Below are 22,536 nucleotides of genomic sequence, written 5' to 3' on the forward strand. Positions count from 1 at the left end.
GCGAAATCCACTTCATGAAAACACATGTAAGCAAGCGTTTACAGCAAAAAATACTCTGATTTTTTTTTATGTCCATTCGCTCGCGAGCAACAATCTGTCCATTTTCCGAACAATTCGACATTTCGATCGTACACCTGCAGGGAAGTGTCCGAATGTCGTACACATCAAAAAAAAGAGCGACAAGCAATATAGGTTGCCCGTCACTCTTTGCAAACTGCAATACTAATCAATTTTGTATTTCTTCATCTTTTCATACAAAGTAGACCTGGATATGCCCAGTTGCTTAGCTGCCAAGCTTTTATTCCATCCAACGTCCGTCAAAATTTTGATAATGACTTGCCGTTCGGCTGTTTGAAGTCTGTTAGGATCTTTCTCAAAGAAGGGCTTCAATTCGTACGTCGCTTTGAATCCACCGCTCGCAAAGGGCTCAACAATCCGTTTTGGCAGATGCCTAAGCTCGATCGTCTCCCCGGACAACACAACCGTCCGTTCCACTGCGTTCTCGAGTTCCCTGATGTTCCCTGGCCAAGAGTAGTTTATCAAACAACTCAGTGCCTCTTGCGAAAGTTCGGGTGCTTTGACCAGATGTCTTTCTGCTGCCTTCGCAATAAACTTTCCTACCAGGTAGGGAATATCCTCGGGACGTTCCCTCAAGGATGGAATCACCAAATGCATTACATATATCCGATAATATAAATCCAAGCGGAAGTTACCGTTCTTGACTTCATCCTCCAGATTTCGGTTCGTTGCTGCGATGATTCGGAAATCCACAGGAATCGTTTCGCTGCCTCCGACCCTGGCGATGGTCTTGCTCTGAATGACTCGCAACAGCTTAGCCTGCATATCCAACGGCATTTCTCCGATTTCGTCCAAGAAGACCGTGCCCCCATTGGCAAGCTCGAACTTACCGAATCGCCCGCCTTTTCTAGCTCCGGTAAACGCACCATCCACGTAACCGAACAGTTCGCTTTCCACTAGGTCTCTAGGAATTGCAGAACAATCGATTACGACGAACGGCCCCTTCGAGCGTAAGCTATAGTTATGGATGGCTTGAGCAATTAACTCCTTTCCCGTCCCGCTCTCCCCTTCAATCAAAATCGTAGTCTCTGTTTTGGCAGCAGTTTTCGCTAGGTGAATTACTTCTTCCATCGCATTGCTGCGGTAATAGACATCTTCGAATCGAAAAATCGAATGCGAACCGACCATGTCGGCATACATTTTTTGCACGGTTTTTACTTTTTCGAAAATGAATATAGCACCAACGAGCTGTTTGCGATCGTCCCAAATGGGCAGTGCGGAGAAGACAAGACGGGCTTGAGCTTTTGGAATCGGTATCGTAAATTCCCGGTGATACCACTGTTGTCCAGTCTTCAAAACATTCAACAACTGGTCTTGCCCTGCAAGAACGTCGTACATATATTTTCCAATGACACGGTCTGCGGACGTATTCAGCAAAACGGCACCGTTCGTGTTTAAATACGTAATAACGCCGAAACGGTCGACGGTCATGTACCCATGCGAGACTGCCTCGCAAATAGCCCTTTGGTATTCACTTTTTAAAAATACCTTCTCGACAGTTCGGTTATGAACGAATTCGTGGCTGATCAACTCCGCAGTCATATAGACATAACTTGCGAGAAGCAAGTCGTTCTGAATAGATCTTGCCACGATATAATACAAAGGATCCTCGTCGTACAGGATAGGAATCGAATACGCCCAAAAGTCGGAGTACCGACAGGTTTCTTCCGACAAATCCAAAATGTCCAGCCATAGCAGCTTGGCTTGGTTTACATTCGCTTCAACCGATATGGATCTCTGGCCAGCATCATACAGATAGACCAGACGTCCGTCCGGCTTGACGAAGTACAAATCGATATCATTATTCCGTAGAATGGATCCTTCGATGAATATACGTTCAACGATGGCGTGTAAATGTTTGTTGTTCGTATCGACCTTCATCGTATCCCCCCTGAAAAATCGACGTTAAAAAATCTAGGCTTTTCCAGTTTAACTTTATCACGAAAGCGCTTTCAGATTCTATCGTTTTGGCGACTTCTTTTTGTTTATATCCCGACATAAAGATATAGGTAGCAGCGTCCGTCCATTATCACCCTCCGCAAAATGTTTCCGTATGACCACCCGTGTAGCCTAAGGCAACACCCAGAAATATGACTCCTTATTCTAATTGTAAACCGAGAAAAACAGTAAATGCCACATTTCTTATACAATCGTTTATGATAAGAGTAACAGTGACAGAATGAATCGAAACCGTTAGGAGGATCAACGATGGGTTACAGCCCAATGGAATGGCTATGCGCGGATGGTACTCCTATGCATGCATGCGAATGGAGACTTGATCAATCTAACAAACCTACAGCCGTGATTGGTCTTGTTCATGGTATGGGCGAACACATGGGCCGCTATGCCCATGTGGCGGAGATGCTGAATAAAGAAGGCTATACCGTTATCGGATTCGACCAGAGGGGTCATGGACGCACGGAGGGGAAACGCGGTCATGTGCCCACCTATGAAGGTCTTCTTGAAGGGTTAGATTTACTGATTGCGGAAGCCAAACGTAAATACCCAGAGCTCCCCCTCTTCTTGTTCGGGCATAGTATGGGTGGAAATGTAACGCTTAATTACCTCTTAAGAAGACAGCCTCAGATCGCGGGTGCGATCGTGACCGGTCCGTGGTTGAAGCTTGCCTTTAAGCCTCCTTCTCTACAATCCGTCGTTGGTAAATTAATCGAAAAGATATATCCGACATACACGAACAACCGTCCGATTAATGCAACCAATCTCACGACCGATCCCGCAATGATCGAACGTTACGTCAACGATAATCTGGGTCATGGGAACATAACAGCGAGGTTCTTCTTTGGTGTTCAAGGTGCTGGGAAATGGGCACTGGAGCATGCGAAGGATTTGACGGTTCCGTTGCTGTTAATGCATGGTGGAGATGACAAGGTCACTTCCATTCAAGCAAGTAAGCAATTCGCCGAGCAGGCGGGTTCTCTATGTAGCTGGCGAGAATGGCCAGGCTTTAAGCATGAGCTGCATAATGAATTGAAACGCGAAGAAGTGTTTACGGTCATGAAGAGCTGGTTAACGGAGCAACTAACCGGCATTAAAGCCAGCCACAACGAATAGATCATCCAACAAAGAAACCCCTTAATTCAGCGAAGTATCTCGCGAATCCAGGGGTTTTCGGTGTCCTTACCCTAAGGACGCTTCACTTTATAGTAATCTTGTAAGAGCGGAATAAGTCCAAGCGGATTTTTCCGTAAATCCTTTGCACTGAAGAAAATATCTCCCTTTACTACAGGAACCTTTTTATTATATTCGAGCTGATTAATGATTTCTTGCGCGCTACTCCAGCCCGCTTCTGTCGTTCCAAGCTTATACGGAGCATGACCAATATAGAGGTCGACATTCGTCCCTTCTACTTCCTTGGCCCACCAATTGACCAGAGTATCGTATTGGGCTATTTTCAGAGATAGGCTCCAATAGATTTGCGGTGTCACATAATCGATCCACTCTTGTTTGATCCAGGTACGTACATCCGCATACATATTGTCATAAGCAGTAACACCTGCTTTCGTATCTGAGCCGGTCGGATCTATGGATTGATTGCGCCATACGCCAAAAGGGCTAATCCCGAACTGAACCTGTGACTTCGATTTACGAATCGATTGGCCTAACTGTTCAACAAATTGATTAATGTTATCCCTGCGCCAATCCGCTTTATTCGTAATAGATTTAGCGTTGTAGGTGAGGTAAGTGGAATCATCATCGAACACCCCGTTTGATGGATAGAAATAATCGTCGAGATGTACTCCGTCGATGTCATAACCTTTCACGACTTCCATAATGACGTCGATAATATGCTGCCGAGCTTCTGGGATACCAGGGTTGATGTACAATAAGCTACCTGATTTCACTATCCATTCCGGGTTCGTGATGGCTATGTGATTTGCAGCCAGGTTCTCGGTCTTCGCATCTGTATTCGCCCTGAACGGGTTGAACCAAGCATGAAATTCCATTCCACGGTTGTGGGTTTCCTCAATCATGAATTGTAATGGATCGTAGTCTGGAGCTAATCCCTGCTTTCCTTGCAGGAATTTCGACCAAGGAACAAGCTGCGACGGGTAGAAGCTATCCGCTGCCGGACGCACCTGCACGAACACCGTATTAATACCCATTCCTTGCAGCTCATCTAGCATTTGTATGTACTCTTGCTTCTGCTGGGCTGACTTTCCATAAGAGCTGCTTGAAGGCCAATCCAAGTTAAATACAGTAGACACCCATGCTCCTGTTAGCGTCTTGTCCTCAAGTCCTTTCTCTGATTGAAGCTTAATCATCTGTTCAGATTGAACCCATGTGACGAGTAGCTTCATTTGATTGCTTACAAAACGAATGGGGACCATCGTCCGCCCTTTGATAATCTGGATGGATGCATCTAACTCCACTTGCTCCCCGTTTACGATGGCGTACTTTTGTCCGCTCTTCATGCTTAAGGTTAAATCATTGTATGTAATGGTCGCTGTTTTCTCGCTTTGCGACCAGGCTACGCCTGCACCGAGATTTTTGCTAATGACACTAAGCGGGACCATCGTTACGTTCACTTTGGGAATAATATACGGTGGGACGTCTGCATTGATTTTTTTCCCATCTAGATAAATACTAATTGCAGTGGGGGATTTAGCAGAAGCTGGAACGCTCATTACAGATATACATAAGGTAAAACATAGAGCAAATAACAGAAAACGATTACGAAAATGCATTTTTAATACCCTCCAGATCAGCTGTATTGAATCTAGTAAATCACACACTCAAGCGACTCTGTTAATATAGACGCTCCGATAGAGCAGTTGTTGCACACAAAAAGCAAAAAAAGCGTCCTCACTAGGAGTGACGCTTCTATTATTGTCGATTAAGGAACATACTGCTGTGTAATCTTGACAACCTTATTATCGTGTATTTCTAAATGATAAGGGAATTCCGCTAGGTTCATTTCAGACGGTTCCGACATTTCTTCGATCAATTTAGCAACACTGATCTCTTCGTTCCATACAATATCCGCTTCCGCAACATTTCCTGTCCGATTGTAGATTTGCATGAATACCTTGGCATCCGCTGCGACTTCTAGCGTTTGAAGTTGTGTATCCTCATTCACGATATAGTAGCCATCTGGAGCCTCAGTCATTTCCGGGTCTTGTTCCTTCTCACGAAATACTTTGTTGGCCTCTTCCCCTTCATACCATTGTATGAAATCCGCATTCAGATAGATCTTACCGTTCTTCTGATAGATTTGATCGATGTAAGCGACATGGGTGTCCGAATCTCTTGGAACAGGCATGTAATCATTCGTGTTCGCTTGAATAAATCCAAAGGACATGAACCCGAATAACACGGCGACGAAGCTAAAAAGCATTTTGTTAACCATAACCGCATTCTCTCCTTCAGGGCCCCTAACAGAAGCCTTCACTTTCCATTAGCCATTAGACGGAAATGCTAAACGGAAAGTTTCATGTCCTTACCGTAAAAATTAAATTTTTTTAATGTGTGACAATGGGAAAAATCCCCTCATCGTCAATCTATTGCGAGGGGATGGTTTTTAGTCTGTGTGGCCATGTTAATTTCCTTAAATATTTCGTATTTCGATCCATTGTACTCTCAATTACGCTACGCTCCAAGAGGCTCGAACATAACCGATCCTCATTCCAACACGTTCCATATTCCGGTGACTTTGAGAAAGAAAAGCGCATTGAGCGACGACTAACCTACAATCGCTTCTAGCTGCCTCGGAGATCCTTCTCTTCAACAAGCTTTGTTGGAAGCCTTGACTCCGAAATTCGGGTAAAGTTGCTGCGAATGTTAACGAGGCTACGCCATCCTTCATATACATAACGCCGACAGCCGCAGCAGTTTTATCCTTGTATGCGATGTAAAACTTCCAGCCTGGACGGTTATACAGCACTTTATTATTCGCTGCGACATGCGGGATGCCATCATTCGACAGTCCCGTACCTCTGCAATGAATCGTTGCGTACACTTCAATCTCATCTTCCTGAAGCTCTCGTACAGTAATCGAATCTCTATCGTCATCCTCTTCATATTGCGTCAAGTCCATGTATAGAGACGTATGGAAGCCCGACTGGTAGAAGCCCCGCTCTGATAAGCACTTCAGCAGCTTCTGTTCAACGAGAGTGGGCACAACCTCCAACTGTGGCTTTCGACCTTTTGAGCTATAGAAATCGAGGATAGGATCAATGAGATCCATGTCACTACTTCTAATCCCCTTAACCGTATTGAACGATGGCCAAGGCATCGTGCGGCTGTAGTAACAGGTTACATTGCCTATTCGCTCAATTTCAATTCCCTCAGGATTATCTGCTCTGCTCCTAATCGCAATCATACGATCCTGCATATATTCGACTTCTGACCTTTCAATTTCTTCGATTAACTGAATCGTAGTACAGGATAAATTCATTGCTTACCCCTTTCTCACGGGAAACCCCGGCTTACATGTTCTGAAATGCTGTAATGCTCCATTTGCCATCAACTTTGCTCAGCTCAAAGCTAATCTTGTATATCTTATTGCTTTCTTGGAAGGTTACATTCGCAACAGTAGAATTCTCCTTCTCATCTAGCTTAATGTCTAGCTGAGCTTCCGGTTCACCGATTTCCAATATCGTATTACTGACTGCAGAATTCCACGAATCCCATGAAGGCTCTACATTTATAGCATTAGAATTTGAATATAGCTCTGCCAGTCTCGCATCTACTTCCGGAGCTTTGTCTTCATTAAGAACCTTTAAAGAAATATACTGGAGCAGAACATCTCGTGCATTATCTGGATAGGGAGGCAACTCTACAAAAGTATGGTCAATGACAAAATCTTTATTTTCCCATACAAATGTTCGCTGCACAGGGTAATAGAATACATCATAGCTCATTCTATTTTGTACATAGCTATCATATTGGCCGTCTTTGTTAATGTCTAATAACTCGTCATCACCGACTCCTGTAGCTGAAGCGCTATAGGCAACGGGTTGAAGTTCATTATCAGCTAGCTCGTAGATTTCAAAGCCTAACAAATCTGCACCATTCGTATTCCCACAGTAAATATAAACCTTAGGCATATCCTGCAAACGTATGAGTTTGATGTCATACAAATAGTAACCACCAGAGATTAAAGGATCTACGAGTTGCTCAACCTTACCTTTAATATTATGTAAAATATAGACTTGAGAGATGGAGGAGGAATTTGCATCTTCTCCCGGAGTCCCTAATGCAACTATGATCTCCTTAACGCCATCTAAATCCAGATCCTCTTCCTCATAGAAAACAATCTTATCCTCTGCTGAACTCACCTTGGCTATATATTCCTGAACAGGATCGGACTCAGCCCCTTGAGTAGCCGAAGACTCCTTCGAAGGCTGGATCGTGGGTTCGATTTCAGGCTCATTCGAGCTTGAAAACCCTTCATCCTCGATTTGTTCCCATTGCTTCGTAAATACATCTAATTTAATCGACAAGGACTGATTACCCTTCAGAACGTCACCATACAAATATCCATCACCGTAACCACCGGTTAGCCAATCTTTGTTGCTCGGAACGAGACCATTACTTTGCAGGATGGGATTCGCAAGCTTATAGAGCTCTATGTAATAGTCTTCCCCATTCGTAATAGCCATGAAGTTAGGTGCATCTTTAACGACTAAATTCGTTTGTGGACCCCCTGAAATCTCGTCATAGACAGTTCCAGTCTTCGCGTTAACGGCATAGGACATCCCATTGGCCCCCGACTCTTTGGGGATAAATGAGAATAGGTACTGATCTCCTTCTTTAGAAAGCTTCCAGCCTTCGATATTCATTTTGTCAGCCATAAGACGTTTAACATCTTGTTCATTTAAAGGGTATTGAATCTCATCTTGCGAGGATTGTTTATTACAACCAACTAATACGACTATGAATACGACTATGATCAGTACGATAAATCTTCTCATATCCCGCTCCTCTAGATCTTAAGACTTCCTTCTCTTCATAATGCATATCAAATCTTTGGATTGCCCTTGATACTGGCTCGTATCCACGCTGGAAACTAACTCCCAGCCCTGCTCACCAGCCTGATTTAGCACGGTTTCAAATTCACTCTCATCTACTTTAACTCCACCCCAGAAAGTTCCTATCTTCATCTTAAGCGTTTTGTATTCCCATCTTTCCATAGTAAGCTCCTCCTTCTCTTTAATCCCTAAGCTTTAATTCGCATACCGGACACATGAACTCGTTCAATGTAACCTTGTTGCCGCAGGCAGGACAATCTTCGCCTTCTTCATTACTACCAACCTCTACAATGGGTCCATCTTTCGATAACAGAGATTCCTCTTGTTTCAATCCAACAAAGTGATCTCGCAGTTCTTGAATGTTACTAGCCATCTTCGTATTATCCATTGCAGACTGAATCACTGTGTACAAAATAACAAAGAAGACAATAGAGATTATTATCCAAATGACGATGATGATTAATGCTCCCACAGATCAACAACTCCTTTGTTTGTTGCACCTCTTAGAAGCCTAGAATCCCACTAACGACTTTGATCCCCTTACCCTCTACCTCAGATGGATTAGCTTTGATATCATTTTGCAAATAATCATAGGATAGCCATTCATAATGCTGTAGCCCTAATAATTCAGCCAACTGATCCACAGGGTTATTCTAGAACATTTCATCAAAATCATTAATGTAAAATAACTTCGTAATCTCAAGAGGAGTTACGGGGCGAGAGCGATAAGGGATTTCATGCTGGGATATCTGTAAATTTTGATCTCAAATGGTAATATTGTCAATGCCAAAATCAGGTAGACCATGTTATAATTTTTGAGATTTATTAAGTCATTTGGAGGCAGTCACATGTTTTGTACTCAGTGTGGTAATCAATTTGAACAGAATGACCGTTTTTGTGAAAAATGTGGATTTCCGATACGTGCGAAAAACGATAATCGTGAATTCATTGATACATACGAGGAACCCCTATCATCTTCAGATGGAATTGAAGCTGAAGACTTCTATGATGACGATGAAGAGGATGAGCAAGAATATATAAACGCTCTTGTCGGAAGCAAAGCTAATGTCTATATCGAATTTTGGGATCGTAGTCGTTTCTGGAACTGGTCTGCCTTTTGGATGGGCTTCTATTGGATGCTGTATCGCAAAATGTATCTCTATTCGTTACTTACCTTAGTCGGATTATTCATACTCATGAACGTCCTATATCGAGGCTTATTTTCATTGGATGAGAGCCTTATCCAGCACCCTCTGGAAAATGCGATATTTGCTTATCTTATTATGAAGTTTAGTATCGGAATCATTGGAAACTCTCTTTACAAACTGCATGTCACTCGTAAAATTTCAAATATGCACAAGGAATTAGACTCTGACGAATCCTTGTCCATCAAAGATGTAACAGCCACAGGTGGCACTCATGTTGTGCTTCCCGCGCTTCTATTCTCCATTCAATTGCTTTGTTATGCGATTGTGCTATTGCAAAATGATGGAAACCCCTTTAAAAGCAGTTCAACAGAAAGAAATCAGCAACAATCCTCACAATATGCCATTCGAGATGATGGTCTTTCGGATTATGCAAGAGGGATAACGGGCGCAAATTGGGAGGATCAAGTTGGCTATGACCGATTGTTCGTCTTTGTTAACCGTATACTAAGTGATTGGCGCGAGCAGGGTGCAGATCTGGAGTTGTTAGGGAATAATCGCTCCGCGGAATCTGAGCTATGGACCCAAATGGTCATTGAATATTTCCATGAACCAGGTTATGAGGACCACACTCTGATCGATGCTATGGAATGGGTAGCAGAACAATGGCCGACACTTATGGCTTCAAGATAGTTAACACAAGATAAAAGGTCTCCCTTTATCGAGGGAGACCTTTTATCTTGTGTTTTTAACAGGAATCACATTCGAAATGTTTCTTCGGATAGTAACTTACTCTCTATATCCAATGCTTCTACCTTGTACTCCCATTTCTTAATCGAATCCCAAGTCAAGACTGCGAACCAATAGGCATTGCCTTCATCGTCTCGAACAATTTCTGCCAACTTAAATCCATTATAATTGTCGGATACACGAATCTCGGAAACATGAGGATCAATGATGGCCCCCATAAAAATGGAAATATCATTTCGTCGCGTAGGCACTGTAATTATTGTGTTCTTATAACTTTCTTCACTCATGCTACTTGAAGTCAATCCGTTATTAACCCATTGGTACTGAGTATTGTTATATAGGCCTCTTACTTGTGTGGTCCAGTCATATTCATCGACTCTTAGATACAAATTCCCATCAGCAAATCCATTAGACGAGAAGACCAACATCTTATCCTCCCCAACACTTTCTTTATATCTCATCTCTAATCCTGAACCTTGGTGATCATCTCGATTCAGTAATTGTTGCCACTCACCATCCGTGAGAGACTTCGAGAATTGAATCTGATCATCACTCTGGCCTATAGCCTCGTCGTTGGATAATTGTGATGAAGTACCGGATACGGATTGATTTGTCGAATTCGAATTTCTTTCACTCGTCATGTTTGAATTATTCAGGTAATCCCCATTGATGAAGACAATTATAGCCATTACAGCAAGCATACTAGCCCCTAAGAATGCGAACTTACGAGTCACAGAGATTCTACCCGTAGTAGTGGATACGGCTCGCGCCTTAATTCTAGCAGCCAATTGGTCTGTGAACGTTCTCTTCCTCAAATGATTGCCTTGAAGCGCTTCATACCAGTCCGGATTAGATGGATGATCCATACAGAAACTCCTCCTTCAACAATGAAGATAATCGCTTACGTGCTCCGAACAATCTCGATTTCACCGTTCCTACAGGGATTTTCAGAATAAGCGCGATCTCTTGGAGGGAAAGCTGATGCTTCGCATGTAACACGATTACTTCTCGATACTTGATCGATAATTGAAACACCTGTCTCCAAATGTCGTTCGTCGCTTCTTCCTCTAAGAAAGATTGTTCCGCTGAGTGACTTGATTCCTTAGAGGCCATCACATCCACAAGCAGTACCTTTCGGAAAAAGGCCGTGTTTCGATAATTGTAGCTAATGTTGCGAGTGATTTTTAGAAGCCATGTTTTTACAGAAGCTTCTCCTCGAAAAGTTTCAGCATGACGGTAGGCTTGCAAAAAAACATCTTGGGCGATGTCGTCCGCCATACTGCGGTTTCTCGTTAGAAGATGGGCAAAATTCCATACGTCTTGTCCATACTGCTCCATCAATTCATCAAGAGTAACGGGATCCAGACTGGCTACGCTTTTAATATAATCATCATTCAACTATACTCACCTCAATAATATAGACAAATGAGAACAGGGTTAGGTTCACAATATTGCTTCGGATGGGTTTTTTTAAAATTATACGAGGAGTAAATAATTGGGTTTGATCTGTTGATCCATATCCTTAACGAACATAGGCAATAACATCATTTAACCTTTCTACATCACTAACGTTAATCTTCAAGGTGGAATTGATCTTTCCTGTTCCCCCGTAAATATAAGTATAACGGTTCATTTGTCTATCCATAATTGTCGGTAACCCATGACCTATTAAGGCGACGCTACCTACAACACAGCCTGTAATTTGCTCTACTTCTTTCGGCTTGGCTAGCCTAATTTCGTCTATTTTTAATATTTCTTTTAACATTTCAAAATCAATTTTCCCGTAATCTCCAGAAATAATCATCGCATAATAATCCATTCCTGATTTTAATATTAACGTTGGAGCTGTTTGTCCAATCTCTATTCCGAAATAATCTGCTCCCTCTTGTGCGGATTTAATCGTAATTTCATGATTAATGAATTCATAGTCAATCTTTAATTCTTCAAGCAGAGTAACGACATCGCTCATACCCGTTCTGTCTCTCCCTCTGAATATGTCCTTTAACTCTCACGATTATCTATCACGTTATCGTCCTAACGAGTCAATTTCACAGTTACTTAAGACGACCGATGTTTCGATTTGTCTGTCCGGTACGTTCCAATATTCGTGCAGTAGATTTACTTTATCTTCAGTGGATACAATATGGAATCCATTTTTCTCATAAAATTTAATCGCCCATGTCGCTGATCCCCAGGTGCCAATTAATATCGGTTTCTCTGTTTGATTCGTTAAATGAATTAACAGCTTGCTCCCTATTCCAGTGTTTCTTTGAGTTGATCTTACATAGGCATGTCTTATTAAGCACACCTTGCCCTTATCCTGTAAACCCATCACACCCGTTAATTGATGATTTGAATCCATATATCCCCAGAACACAACGTCCTCTTTAAGCTCTTGTTCCAGTTCCTCCATAGACATATAGGGCTCATGATATCGGTCATCAGGTATAATCCCCTTGTAGGCCGTAGCCGCATCATTAATAATATGATGTAGGGTAGCTGTGTCATTATCATCACACAATCTAATCATTTAGGGTCTATCTCCTTTGTAATATACCTTGTTTATACGAACTACCACCCATTCAACAACGAGGGGGAAATCTGACTTATTAAGTGGCTCCAACAGCATTCCAATTGCTTCTCCCCTCTTTCAACGATGTTCCGCAATGACCTTCAATTGCTCATTTCGATGCTCTAGAAATCTTCTCATATATGTCTTTAACACGGCTCTTTCTACGATCCACCCGATAAATCCTAATGGCGCGGAGAAGGTAAGTGAGTCTGTCATCATTGTCTTTCCCTTAAGCTCTTCAAATTTATGTTCGTGCCTCAGATTCTTGAAGGCTCCCTTCACCATCTGATCTACAAAGTAATACGGTTTGTTCATTTCCGTAATTCTAGAGGTTAGTTTCTGTCTGATCAAAAAATGAGTGGCTTGAAAGGTTACCGTCTCCCCTTCATTTATCAATCCCGTTACTGTCCCTTTAATAGCTCTCTCATTTGTATGTTTCCAAACGGTTCTCGTATGGATTTCAATATCCCTCGCTAAGTCAAAGCACAATGCTATTGGAGCATCTATTATAATCTTAGTCTCTACTGTAACCATAGGACGCCTCGTTTTCTAGGTGAAGTTAATAGAATGGTATAAGTCCCTCTTATTGATCTACTCTAAGGTATTGTTCGAGCCTATTTCTTACCTCTTCCCAATCACTTCCTATAATACTGTAAATCACGTAATCCACATTGTAATATTTTTTTCTCAATACCCCTTCTTTAGTTGCTCCTAGTCTTTCAATTGCTCTCTGTGACCTTATATTTTCTGTTGACGTTACAATTTCAATTCTATCTGTTTTTAACGTTTCAAATCCATATTTCAGCATTAAATACTTCGTTTCCGTGTTCACTCTTGTTCTCCATACTTTGGACGTGTACCAGGTTGATCCGATATTAAGATTGTTGTGCTCTTCTGAAATTCTAAGAAATCGGGTTGTACCTACGAACTCATTATTTTCTTTATCAAAGACTGCAAACGGATATTGTTCTTTACGTTCACGGCCTTCTAATGCCTTATATATAAAGTTATTCATATCTTCAAGAGAATTGATCTTTGTTGGGTAACCCCTCCATATTTCAGGGTCCCTTGAGCATGCAAATAATGGCTTCGCATGTTCATTTTCTAGAGGTACTAATTTAACCCTTTGTCCCTCCAACCCACAAAAAGAAAACATATATCCTTCCTCCTCTCACTCTCAACACCATTATAAACCAATTTTTCCAAATGCTCATCCATACAAAAAAACCCCAGCAAGGGGGGTTTTTGCTTAATCGAACTTATCGTGGTTTCGGCATCAGCCAAGCGTGATCCGGATCGTTATAAAACTTCCAAATCCGAACGGGACCCGCCATCACGTTCAAATAATACACTTCATAACCAGGTGGGGCGCATACCGGATGATATCCCTTAGGTATGAGTACAGCCTCACCATTTCCCACAGTCAACGTCTCATCCAACGAACGGTTGTCTGTATAGACGCGTTGTACCGCAAATCCACGCTCCGGCTTCACTTGATAATAATAGGTTTCTTCAAGCAGCGATTCCACAGGTAATAAGTCACGATCGTGCTTGTGCGGTGGGAAGCTTGACCAGTGACCTGCGGGCGTAAATACTTCCACGACAAGCAAATTTTCCGCAAGCGCGGTTTCCGGCAAAATATTGTGCACGAGTCGCTGCGTGCTTCCTTCACCACGATTTTCAACGCCAACCTGCCTGGGTCCGATCAATCGTGCGGAGTGCGTCCCTCTTCCCGGAGCCCAGCAGACGGCAATTTGCAAATCCGTGAGCGCAGTAACCGTAAACGTATCCGAGGAAGGAATATAAACGGAATACGGAGGGATTTTCTCGAATACACTCATTCGCCCACCAATACTCTTCCATTCCGAATTCTCTGTGGACAAGTCAGCCTTTCCACTAAGGAGGACAACACAAGCTTCACGCTCCTCCGTCAGACGACTCATCGATTCGCCTTCCCTTAGCGTGTATACTTCAAAACCGACATAACTCCAGCCAGCCGATTCCGGTGTAATCCGAAGAATATTGCCTTCAGAATCTGGGTGTTGATTCGGTTTCACGATCAATTTGCTCATTTCCAAATGCCTCCTTTCCTGAATCAGATTCATTGTTCAGACAAGTACATCGGAATCAACTTATCCTCAATCCGTTGCTTACCAGCGGGAAGTGACCATCTTCTTCCTCGTATAGAACTCAACGCCGTCCGATCCATTGGCATGCAAATCACCATAGAACGATTTCTTCCAGCCTGAGAATGGGAAAAAGGCCATGGGTGCGGGTACTCCCAAATTCACACCAAGCATGCCAGCATCGATCGTTTCGCGGAATTGACGAACGTTACTGCCGTCCTGGGTGAAAATACATGCGCCGTTAGCCAGTTCAGAACGATTCGCTAGCTCAATCGCCTCTTCAAGGCTGTCTACCCGAACGACTGACAGCACCGGGGCAAAAATTTCATCCTTCCAAATCTTCATCTCACACGTCACTTGATCGAAGATCGTCGGTCCGACGAAATAACCAGTGCCGTTGGATGCAGTATCTGTGCGTCCGTCGCGGAGCAGCACCGCACCTTCTTCTATGCCCGTTGCGATATAGCCTAGCGTACGTTCCTTGTGTGGACCACGAATGACCGGGCCAAGAAAGACATCCTTATCCAGCCCGTTACCTATGGTCAGCTTGTCAGCTGCGAACACCAGCTTATCGATCAACGTCTCGGACGCTGCGCCAACGGAGACAACAACAGCGCACGCCATACAGCGCTCTCCCGCGGAACCAAAAGCCGCGTTAATGATCTGTGTCACTGCACCGTCCATGTCGGCATCCGGCATGACGATCGTATGGTTCTTAGCGCCAGCGAGTGCCTGTACTCGTTTCCCTTGCACGGTTGCATTCGTATACACATATTCCGCGACTGGCTGAGAACCAACGAATGAAATCGCAATGACGTCAGGGTGCTCGAGTAGACCATTCACGACATCATGCGATCCGTGCACCAGGTTCAGCACGCCGTCTGGCAATCCCGCTTCCTTAAACAGCTCCACCAGCCGATTCGCTAACAGTGGTGTCCGCTCGGAAGGCTTCAGGACAAACGTATTCCCACATGCAATAGCAAGCGGGAACATCCAACAGGGCACCATCATCGGGAAGTTAAAGGGTGTAATTCCACCTACAACACCGATCGGAAAGCGATACATGCCCGACTCCACATTCGTAGCAATGTCTGGAAGCTGTTTGCCCATCATAAGAGTCGGTGCCCCAGCAGCAAATTCAACACATTCAATGCCTCGCATAACTTCCCCATGCGCTTCTTGGTAGTTTTTTCCGTTCTCTAACGTGATGATCCTAGCAAGCTCTTCCCAATGATCGACCAACAGCTGTTGATATTTGAATAGAATTCGAGCCCGGCGCGGGACGGGCGTCTTACTCCATGTTTGGAATGTTTCTTTGGCATTCTGTACGGCATGATCCACGTCACCCTTGGAAGAAAGCGGCACATTAGCGATAATTTCTTCGGTTGCCGGATTGAATACGGGTTCCGTCTTACTTGATGTGGAAGCGATCCATTCTCCTCCGATAAAGTTACTTAATGTTTCGGATGCTTTTGTCTCTATCATCTTAGCGCTCACCTCTCCATTACGCTTTTCTAGAAGCTAGCATATATTGTTCGACCTGTTCGACTGTCGGCATGGCGTCCGAGCAGCTATGACTTGAAATAACGATCGATGCGGACGCACTGCCAAATGTCATACTGCGACTGACGTCCCATCCCTGCATAAGTCCATAGATGAAACCTGCCGCATACGAATCACCTGCTCCGAACGTTTTGATAACCTTTGCTGGGAAAATAGAACCTCGCTGTGAGCTGCCGTCCTTGCCATAAGCGATCGATCCATCCTTGCCGTGCTTGATGACGACAAGTTCTGCGTGGTAGTCGAACCATTGCGCCGCTGTTACCTCATCGCTGTGTTCCGCATTGTCGTCGAATCGCTCCAGCATATTGAATTCCTCACGCGTGCCGATTATAATATCGCTTTTTTCCGCTGCTAGATGGTAGAATATTGCCGTTTCCTCAAGGGATGCCCACGAATAGGGCCGGTAATCGATATCGAATATAACCTTAGTGCCATGTTTACGAGCGTAACGTAGAGCAAGCAGAACCGCCTCGCGGGACGGGCTCTGCGCTAGAGCAGTGCCAGATACGAGGAGAACCTTACTTCGAGCGAGCAACGATTCGTCAACTTCTATCGGTGCAAGTAGCAGATCTGCTACGTTGCTGCGGTACATCAGAATGCTGCATTCCTCAGGGCTCTTGATTTCTGTAAAAGCGAGACCGGTAACCGCGCCGGTTCGATCTGTCGTAATCCCAGAAGTGCCAATGCCGTTATTGTGCAAATAGTCGATGATGAACCGGCCCATTTGATCGTCTGCTACCTTGCCTATGAAATCTGTTTTTAAGCCCAATCGGGACATCCCGATGCAGATGTTAGCCGGTGACCCGCCGACATATTTAGTAAATGTCATCGTCTCTTCCATCGGACGATTAATCTCATTAGCATTCAGATCGATACATAGACGGCCGATCGCTACAAAATCCAGCCCTCTATCAGTCGCAAAAGTTATCGAGTCCATCGCATTCCCTTCTTCCTGTTAATAAGGACGCGCTGTACGGAGGTTATGCTGCATCTTGTCATGCGCCTTCAGCACCTTGTCGCTTACGGACACCTCAGGTACGCCGACGTTCCACCAAGAGTCATAACCACCTGTATTCGTTCCTGGAAGCACCTTAATCTCCACCAGCACAGGTCCTTGTTCCGCTTTCGCGTCACGAAGCGCCTGCTCCAGTTCTTTGGCCGTACCGGCGGTATAAGAAGCTGCACCCAAACCTCGGGCTAACGCGGAATAATTGATCGACATGTAAGGTCCATCCAGACGGCCCGTCTCTTTGGAACGGAGGCGGAACTCATTGCCGAAGCCGTCGCTGCCTTGATCGCGCTGTAAGTTATGAATGCACTGAAATCCGTTGTTGTCGAATAGGAGAACAGTTAGCTTAACGCCCTCTTGGATTGCCGTAACCAGCTCAGAGTGCAGCATAAGGTAGCTTCCATCACCGACTAATGCATACACGTCCCGCCCCGGCTCCGCAAGAGCAACACCGAATGCGCCGCTTATCTCATATCCCATGCAGGAAAAACCATATTCCATGTGATAAGTCTTCGGCTCAGTTGTCCGCCACACTCGGTGCAGATCGCCTGGAAGGCTCCCCGCAGCGCCAACGACAACTGCTGTCGATCCGATGTAGCCATTGATAATACCAAGCGCTCTTGTCTGGGTTAACCCAGCATCGCTCTCCAGCTCGTAGAGGCGGTCAACTTCATTGTCCCACTCTGTCTTCATCTCACTGATAGCTCCATCAGCATAGCTAGTAAGGAATCCACGTTCTGCCAATTCTTGCTGCAGCGCCACAAGCGCAACCTTCGCGTCCGCTATGACAGACTCGGCTTCCATTTTAACCGCATCGAAGGAGCTGACATTCAAGCTCAGGAATGCGACATATGGGTTACTGAACGCGGATTTGGATGCAGTAGTGAAGTCTGAGAATCGAGTTCCGACCCCGATAATCAAATCCGCTTCAGCAGCTAACCGGTTTGCCACTAATGTACCGGTCGTACCCACGCCGCCAACACCTAGTGGATGATTCCAAGGAATCGCGCTTTTGCCCGCCTGTGTCTCCGCTACCGGAATCCCGAATGCTTCTGCGAATGCAAGCAGCTCTTTCGTCGCATCCGCGTAATGGACGCCTCCCCCTGCAATAATCAAAGGCTTTTGCTTCCGCATGATCAAATCAACTGCACGATAAATAGCATCCTGCTCTGCCGGACGACGCTGCAGAAAATGGACACGCTTCTCGAAGAAGTGTGCCGGATAATCATAAGCTTCCGCTTGAACGTCCTGGGGTAGCGCGAGCGTGACCGCTCCGGTTTCGGCCGGATCAGTCAGAACTCGCATCGCTTGGATGAGCGATGACATCAACTGCTCCGGACGAACAATACGGTCCCAGAACTTGCTGACCGCTTTGAACGGATCGTTCGCTGATACCGAGTAATCGGTTGGGACCTCCAATTGCTGCAATACAGGGTCTGGCTGGCGGGAGGCGAAGTTATCACCAGGGAGCAGCAGCACCGGTATACGATTGACTGTCGCCGTTGCGGCGCCGGTCATCATGTTGAGCGCTCCCGGACCGATCGAGGTCGTACAGGCAAAAATCTGCCTACGGTTTTTCTGCTTGGCATAAGCAGTGGCAGCATGAACCATGCCCTGTTCGTTCTTGCCCTGAAGGAACATCAAATTGCCAGGCTCGCGCTCTATAGCCTCGCCGATGCCTGTAACATTACCGTGTCCGAAGATACCCATAATTCCCCTAACGAACTTAATCTCCTCACCGTCCACGGACAAAACCTGTCGATCCAGAAATCGCAGCAAAGCCTGCGCCATCGTCAAACGAATTGTTTTCATCGTCATAACCTCATAACCTCAACTTTAACAAGTGATCCAAGCTTATGGCCAAGCTGTCCATCGGACTTCCCGAGCAGTAATCCTGCTCCACCGCGAACCACTCAACACCATTTTGTAGTCCCCACTGGACAATCGGGGCGAAATCGATAACTCCAGAACCGATTTCAGCGAAAGTCTGCCTGCTGTCCGCAGTCATATCCTTCAGATGAAGGATCGGCATACGATTCGCATAATTCTGGATGAAGCTTAGGGGATCTTGATCGGCTTTGCGAACCCAATACGTATCAATTTCCGCGTAAATGGTCGGATCGTCGAGCAAATATTCAAGCGCAAATTTACCTTCTATTGAGGTATGAAATTCAAAATCATGATTATGATAGCCAACGCGATATCGCTTACCCTTAACTTTGACGGCGACTTCTAGCAAGTCCCTTTTCACACTGGCATAGCCTTCCGGACTTTGTAGACCGTCTGGTAGGGAGTGACAGATGAAATCCTTCGTATCAAACAGATCAGCCTCCTCCAGCACAGCATCTAAATCATGCTTCATTCTCTCCAGCCCGACATGCATTCCCGCTGTTCGTAACCCGAGCTCCTTCATCACCGCAGCAATGTCTCGCGCGGCGTATCCGTGCAGTCCATCGATCTGAACAGCCGCCCAGCCCATTTCCTTCAGCTGCTTCAATGTTGCAGGAAAATCCTTCTTCACTTCGTTCCTCAAGGTGTATAGCTGTGCCGCTAATTGATGTCTGATCATTCCGCGATCTCCTCCTTCTTCAAATCGAGCCAATCGACTTCGCCAATTGTTAACGGAAGATTCATCGCCATTACGGAGTCATGAAGTTCTTCCGGATTGCGTGGTCCGATGATCGCACAGGTCGGAAAAGGTTGATGAAGAACATAGGATAATGAGATTTGAATCGGTGTTACCTGCTTCTGTTCCGCCAATTTCACCACACGCCTGTACCGCTCCCAATTGCTATCACTGTAATACACTCTTACCATTTCTGGATCAGAGAGATTGTCTGGCGTAAAATGACCTGAGAAAAACCCCCCGGCCTGAGAGGACCAAGACAGCAGTGTCAGCTGGTTACGCTCATGCCAATTACAAGTATCCTCGTCAGCCGAAACACAGCCCTCCCACCTCGGTTCTTTTGCCTTGGCGAGACTCAGGTTCGTACTGCTAAACGTAAAACCTACTAATTGATGGGCCGCAGCGTATTCATTCGCTTCCTGAATGCGCTGATACGACCAGTTAGAAGCGCCGATTGCCCGGATCTTCTGAGTCCCAAGCTGTTCGTTCAGCTCCTCAATGATCGGCCCAACCTCGACGCTTGGATCGTCTCTATGGAGTGCGTAGAGATCAATATAATCTGTACCCAGCCTCTCCAAGCTCTCCGCTAGATCCTTCCGGATAGCTTGCGGGTTCACCCGTGGTCCCGGACTTCCATCATCATGATGAGCGCCTTTCGTCATAATAACGACTTTATCCCTGAGCTTTTTCTCCTCCAGCCACTGTCCTAGAACTAGCTCTTTCCCTCTGTACTGATGGGCGGTATCAAAAAAGTTGCCACCCGCCTCGATATAAGCATCGAGCATCAATCGTTTCGGTTCATCCAATACTCTTAGATCTCCCGTTCCCATGATCAGCCGGGACATCAACTTGTTCACACCCTTAATCTCCATCATTTTCATATGAATTCTCCTCTAGCATTACGCCTATTCTATTGTTCTTCTATGAATACAGGTTCCCGCTTCAATCCTTCTGTGTAAGTGTAAGAGGCTCATCAAAGTAACCTGTCTTCATTAGCTGGTAGATCCATTCACCGAACAAGCTATAAGCTTGATTTCTGCATCTTCAAGCACAGCAGCAACTGAATGAGATAATCGCATCTTGGAATCCACTCCTTTTCTTTGAAGGTATGTCTCGATTTCAGAGAAAGTTTATTTTACTAGGGCCTTCATCTGGAATCGATACCATAATCAGAACTTATTCTCCCTATTCCTTCGTCATCACGTACTTGGCTAGCATTCTCGCGCCGAAGCCTGTGGCTCCGATTGCCTGTTCACCTTTGGCAGAGGATGAATCCTTCGGACCGTTCATGTCAATATGCGCCCACCTTAACGTGGGGTGAACAAATTTCCGCAAGAACAACGCCGCTGTAATCGCTCCGGCACCTTCACCGCTACTGATGTTGCAGACATCTGCATAGGTGCTATCCATGTATGATTCATATTCATCTACTAAAGGTAGCTGCCACACTTTCTCGCCGTATGGCTCACCCGAATCTTTACACCTACGCACTAGCTCATCGTCTCCGAAAATACCTGCGATCCTGGAGCCCAGCGCTCCAACAACAGCATACGTCAGCGTCGCCATATCAATCGCTTCAGATGCACCTATGCGATGCGCATAAATTAATGCATCCGCGAGTACGAGCCGTCCCTCCGAATCGGTATTGCCCACTTGAACTGTAAGACCGTTCGCATATTGGATCACGTCACTGGGGAGCACGCTGTTCCCCGATATCACGTTCTCCGCCGTCGGCACCAACACCACAATATTGGCGGACGCTCTACTCTTAACGACAATATCCAACGCCCCAAGCACACCTGCAGCTCCAGCCATATCCATCCTCATGCTACTAATATCAAAGTCGCGTTTGAGGCTGACCCCACCCGTGTCGAACGAGATTCCTTTGCCGATCAACGCGGTTAGTGGCTTCGAATCATCCGTGCAATAACGAAGCTCGATAAATGCAGGCGGAAATACGCTACCTTTACCTACAGCTATGACTCCGGCAAAGTTTTGTTGCTCCAGATCCGCGCCAGTGAACACTTTAATCTCGACATCCGTGCCGGCAAAGCGTTCCATCACTTTGTCAGCCAATTGCAATGGACGCAAATGATTGGCGGGTTCATTCGCGAGATCCCGCGCCCATATCGTGCCCTCTGCATGAATTTCTCCTTGGCGAATCGCCTCTTGGATCTGCGAGCTCGATTGCCCATCGAAACGAAGAGTCGGAGCCTCGCGTTTCTCCGTTCTCGTCTTATATTTATTGAAGGAATAAGTACCCAGGTTCCAGCCTTCGACCCATGCCGCGACCGCTTCCGCTTCTTGATCGGATGCGGTATTCACATCCCATAGTGCTTGAAAAGAAACATGGGCGGTACGACACTGCACCTTAGCTACCGCACGTCCCGTGTTTCCAGCTGCTTCCCGAATACGAGCGGGGTGAATAAGCGCAGCCTCGCCCATGCCTACAATTACAACATCCGGTTGTCCAAGGCGACCATAGAACCACGTTATCGCATCTTTGGTAGCCATATGCGCTCGCAAAACAGATGAATCGAATAGCTGGCCGACTTGCGGCAGCTCTAAGATTCGCTCTAAGCTTTCTTGGTAAACAGGGATTATTAAAGTTGGAGCCATCTCATCTACTTGTTGATCGATATTCTCATTCATCATGGATTCTCCTCTATTCACTGA

General features: G+C 45.4%; 23 protein-coding genes. 2 read left to right on the forward strand and 21 right to left on the reverse strand.

What is annotated here, in order from left to right:
* Positions 1-222: 222 nt before the first annotated feature.
* The gene (locus tag M1K58_RS07955) at positions 223-1,959 is read right to left on the reverse strand and encodes a sigma-54 interaction domain-containing protein (RefSeq protein ID WP_256758115.1); all 1,737 of its coding nucleotides are present in this window, start codon (positions 1,957-1,959) and stop codon (positions 223-225) included.
* Positions 1,960-2,286: 327 nt separating this feature from the next.
* Between M1K58_RS07955 and M1K58_RS07960 the strand changes: the two genes are divergently transcribed.
* The gene (locus M1K58_RS07960) at positions 2,287-3,150 is read left to right on the forward strand and encodes an alpha/beta hydrolase (RefSeq protein ID WP_256758116.1); all 864 of its coding nucleotides are present in this window, start codon (positions 2,287-2,289) and stop codon (positions 3,148-3,150) included.
* A 71-nt stretch (positions 3,151-3,221) separates the two neighbouring features.
* Here the strand turns inward: M1K58_RS07960 and M1K58_RS07965 are convergent, their stop codons facing one another.
* The 7 genes from M1K58_RS07965 to M1K58_RS07995 form a co-directional block, all read right to left on the reverse strand.
* Positions 3,222-4,784, reverse strand: coding sequence for a family 10 glycosylhydrolase (locus tag M1K58_RS07965; protein ID WP_256758117.1), 1,563 nt, complete (start codon positions 4,782-4,784; stop codon positions 3,222-3,224).
* Positions 4,785-4,933: 149 nt separating this feature from the next.
* Positions 4,934-5,446, reverse strand: coding sequence for a hypothetical protein (locus tag M1K58_RS07970; RefSeq protein ID WP_256758118.1), 513 nt, complete (start codon positions 5,444-5,446; stop codon positions 4,934-4,936).
* A gap of 234 nt (positions 5,447-5,680) precedes the next feature.
* A complete protein-coding gene (locus M1K58_RS07975; protein ID WP_256758119.1) occupies positions 5,681-6,493 on the reverse strand; it encodes a GNAT family N-acetyltransferase in 813 nt (270 codons plus the stop codon).
* A gap of 31 nt (positions 6,494-6,524) precedes the next feature.
* The gene (locus M1K58_RS07980; RefSeq protein ID WP_256758120.1) at positions 6,525-8,012 is read right to left on the reverse strand and encodes a hypothetical protein; all 1,488 of its coding nucleotides are present in this window, start codon (positions 8,010-8,012) and stop codon (positions 6,525-6,527) included.
* A gap of 18 nt (positions 8,013-8,030) precedes the next feature.
* Positions 8,031-8,231, reverse strand: coding sequence for a DUF4177 domain-containing protein (locus M1K58_RS07985; RefSeq protein WP_256758121.1), 201 nt, complete (start codon positions 8,229-8,231; stop codon positions 8,031-8,033).
* 19 nt (positions 8,232-8,250) lie between these two features.
* The gene (locus M1K58_RS07990; protein WP_256758122.1) at positions 8,251-8,541 is read right to left on the reverse strand and encodes a hypothetical protein; all 291 of its coding nucleotides are present in this window, start codon (positions 8,539-8,541) and stop codon (positions 8,251-8,253) included.
* A gap of 31 nt (positions 8,542-8,572) precedes the next feature.
* Positions 8,573-8,704, reverse strand: coding sequence for a hypothetical protein (locus tag M1K58_RS07995; protein ID WP_256758123.1), 132 nt, complete (start codon positions 8,702-8,704; stop codon positions 8,573-8,575).
* 213 nt (positions 8,705-8,917) lie between these two features.
* On the opposite strand from M1K58_RS07995, the gene M1K58_RS08000 reads away from it, so the two are divergent.
* Positions 8,918-9,907: a DUF2628 domain-containing protein gene (locus tag M1K58_RS08000; RefSeq protein ID WP_256758124.1), complete on the forward strand. Its 990-nt coding sequence runs from the start codon at positions 8,918-8,920 to the stop codon at positions 9,905-9,907.
* Between the two features lie 65 nt (positions 9,908-9,972).
* Here the strand turns inward: M1K58_RS08000 and M1K58_RS08005 are convergent, their stop codons facing one another.
* From M1K58_RS08005 to M1K58_RS08065, 13 genes are all read right to left on the reverse strand, one after another.
* Positions 9,973-10,830 (reverse strand): hypothetical protein, encoded by an 858-nt coding sequence (locus M1K58_RS08005; RefSeq protein WP_256758125.1) that lies wholly within the window; start codon positions 10,828-10,830, stop codon positions 9,973-9,975.
* On the reverse strand, positions 10,814-11,362 hold the full coding sequence (locus tag M1K58_RS08010) for an RNA polymerase sigma factor (protein WP_256758126.1): 549 nt from the start codon (positions 11,360-11,362) through the stop codon (positions 10,814-10,816). The genes M1K58_RS08005 and M1K58_RS08010 overlap by 17 nt, the downstream gene beginning before the upstream one ends.
* A gap of 124 nt (positions 11,363-11,486) precedes the next feature.
* Positions 11,487-11,933 (reverse strand): aminoacyl-tRNA deacylase, encoded by a 447-nt coding sequence (locus M1K58_RS08015; protein ID WP_256758127.1) that lies wholly within the window; start codon positions 11,931-11,933, stop codon positions 11,487-11,489.
* A gap of 57 nt (positions 11,934-11,990) precedes the next feature.
* Positions 11,991-12,494, reverse strand: coding sequence for a GNAT family N-acetyltransferase (locus M1K58_RS08020; RefSeq protein WP_256758128.1), 504 nt, complete (start codon positions 12,492-12,494; stop codon positions 11,991-11,993).
* 120 nt (positions 12,495-12,614) lie between these two features.
* On the reverse strand, positions 12,615-13,070 hold the full coding sequence (locus M1K58_RS08025; protein WP_256758129.1) for an SRPBCC family protein: 456 nt from the start codon (positions 13,068-13,070) through the stop codon (positions 12,615-12,617).
* A 49-nt stretch (positions 13,071-13,119) separates the two neighbouring features.
* Complete coding sequence (locus M1K58_RS08030) at positions 13,120-13,692, reverse strand: GNAT family N-acetyltransferase (RefSeq protein WP_256758130.1); 573 nt, start codon at positions 13,690-13,692, stop codon at positions 13,120-13,122.
* A 103-nt stretch (positions 13,693-13,795) separates the two neighbouring features.
* A complete protein-coding gene (iolB, locus tag M1K58_RS08035) occupies positions 13,796-14,608 on the reverse strand; it encodes a 5-deoxy-glucuronate isomerase (RefSeq protein ID WP_256758132.1) in 813 nt (270 codons plus the stop codon).
* Positions 14,609-14,686: 78 nt separating this feature from the next.
* Complete coding sequence (locus tag M1K58_RS08040) at positions 14,687-16,147, reverse strand: CoA-acylating methylmalonate-semialdehyde dehydrogenase (RefSeq protein WP_256758133.1); 1,461 nt, start codon at positions 16,145-16,147, stop codon at positions 14,687-14,689.
* A 19-nt stretch (positions 16,148-16,166) separates the two neighbouring features.
* On the reverse strand, positions 16,167-17,162 hold the full coding sequence (iolC, locus tag M1K58_RS08045) for a 5-dehydro-2-deoxygluconokinase (RefSeq protein WP_256758134.1): 996 nt from the start codon (positions 17,160-17,162) through the stop codon (positions 16,167-16,169).
* Positions 17,163-17,180: 18 nt separating this feature from the next.
* A complete protein-coding gene (gene iolD, locus M1K58_RS08050; RefSeq protein ID WP_256758135.1) occupies positions 17,181-19,046 on the reverse strand; it encodes a 3D-(3,5/4)-trihydroxycyclohexane-1,2-dione acylhydrolase (decyclizing) in 1,866 nt (621 codons plus the stop codon).
* A 10-nt stretch (positions 19,047-19,056) separates the two neighbouring features.
* Positions 19,057-19,803, reverse strand: coding sequence for a sugar phosphate isomerase/epimerase family protein (locus M1K58_RS08055; RefSeq protein WP_256758136.1), 747 nt, complete (start codon positions 19,801-19,803; stop codon positions 19,057-19,059).
* Positions 19,800-20,741: an aldo/keto reductase gene (locus M1K58_RS08060; RefSeq protein ID WP_256758137.1), complete on the reverse strand. Its 942-nt coding sequence runs from the start codon at positions 20,739-20,741 to the stop codon at positions 19,800-19,802. Before M1K58_RS08060 ends, M1K58_RS08055 begins: the two co-directional genes overlap by 4 nt.
* 304 nt (positions 20,742-21,045) lie before the next feature.
* A complete protein-coding gene (locus M1K58_RS08065; protein WP_256758138.1) occupies positions 21,046-22,515 on the reverse strand; it encodes a leucyl aminopeptidase family protein in 1,470 nt (489 codons plus the stop codon).
* Between the last annotated feature and the right edge of the window lie 21 nt (positions 22,516-22,536).

This window comes from Cohnella sp. WQ 127256 (assembly GCF_024519285.1).
GTDB lineage: Bacteria > Bacillota > Bacilli > Paenibacillales > Paenibacillaceae > Cohnella.

Bases quoted from the DNA above. Each gene is read 5' to 3' on its own strand.
- M1K58_RS07955 (WP_256758115.1), bottom strand. From the start codon at position 1,959: ATGAAGGTCGATACGAACAACAAACATTTACACGCCATCGTTGAACGT.
- M1K58_RS07960 (WP_256758116.1), top strand. From the start codon at position 2,287: ATGGGTTACAGCCCAATGGAATGGCTATGCGCGGATGGTACTCCTATG.
- M1K58_RS07965 (WP_256758117.1), bottom strand. From the start codon at position 4,784: ATGCATTTTCGTAATCGTTTTCTGTTATTTGCTCTATGTTTTACCTTA.
- M1K58_RS07970 (WP_256758118.1), bottom strand. From the start codon at position 5,446: ATGGTTAACAAAATGCTTTTTAGCTTCGTCGCCGTGTTATTCGGGTTC.
- M1K58_RS07975 (WP_256758119.1), bottom strand. From the start codon at position 6,493: ATGAATTTATCCTGTACTACGATTCAGTTAATCGAAGAAATTGAAAGG.
- M1K58_RS07980 (WP_256758120.1), bottom strand. From the start codon at position 8,012: ATGAGAAGATTTATCGTACTGATCATAGTCGTATTCATAGTCGTATTA.
- M1K58_RS07985 (WP_256758121.1), bottom strand. From the start codon at position 8,231: ATGGAAAGATGGGAATACAAAACGCTTAAGATGAAGATAGGAACTTTC.
- M1K58_RS08000 (WP_256758124.1), top strand. From the start codon at position 8,918: ATGTTTTGTACTCAGTGTGGTAATCAATTTGAACAGAATGACCGTTTT.
- M1K58_RS08005 (WP_256758125.1), bottom strand. From the start codon at position 10,830: ATGGATCATCCATCTAATCCGGACTGGTATGAAGCGCTTCAAGGCAAT.
- M1K58_RS08015 (WP_256758127.1), bottom strand. From the start codon at position 11,933: ATGAGCGATGTCGTTACTCTGCTTGAAGAATTAAAGATTGACTATGAA.
- M1K58_RS08020 (WP_256758128.1), bottom strand. From the start codon at position 12,494: ATGATTAGATTGTGTGATGATAATGACACAGCTACCCTACATCATATT.
- M1K58_RS08025 (WP_256758129.1), bottom strand. From the start codon at position 13,070: ATGGTTACAGTAGAGACTAAGATTATAATAGATGCTCCAATAGCATTG.
- M1K58_RS08030 (WP_256758130.1), bottom strand. From the start codon at position 13,692: ATGTTTTCTTTTTGTGGGTTGGAGGGACAAAGGGTTAAATTAGTACCT.
- iolB (WP_256758132.1), bottom strand. From the start codon at position 14,608: ATGAGCAAATTGATCGTGAAACCGAATCAACACCCAGATTCTGAAGGC.
- M1K58_RS08040 (WP_256758133.1), bottom strand. From the start codon at position 16,147: ATGATAGAGACAAAAGCATCCGAAACATTAAGTAACTTTATCGGAGGA.
- iolC (WP_256758134.1), bottom strand. From the start codon at position 17,162: ATGGACTCGATAACTTTTGCGACTGATAGAGGGCTGGATTTTGTAGCG.
- iolD (WP_256758135.1), bottom strand. From the start codon at position 19,046: ATGAAAACAATTCGTTTGACGATGGCGCAGGCTTTGCTGCGATTTCTG.
- M1K58_RS08055 (WP_256758136.1), bottom strand. From the start codon at position 19,803: ATGATCAGACATCAATTAGCGGCACAGCTATACACCTTGAGGAACGAA.
- M1K58_RS08060 (WP_256758137.1), bottom strand. From the start codon at position 20,741: ATGAAAATGATGGAGATTAAGGGTGTGAACAAGTTGATGTCCCGGCTG.
- M1K58_RS08065 (WP_256758138.1), bottom strand. From the start codon at position 22,515: ATGATGAATGAGAATATCGATCAACAAGTAGATGAGATGGCTCCAACT.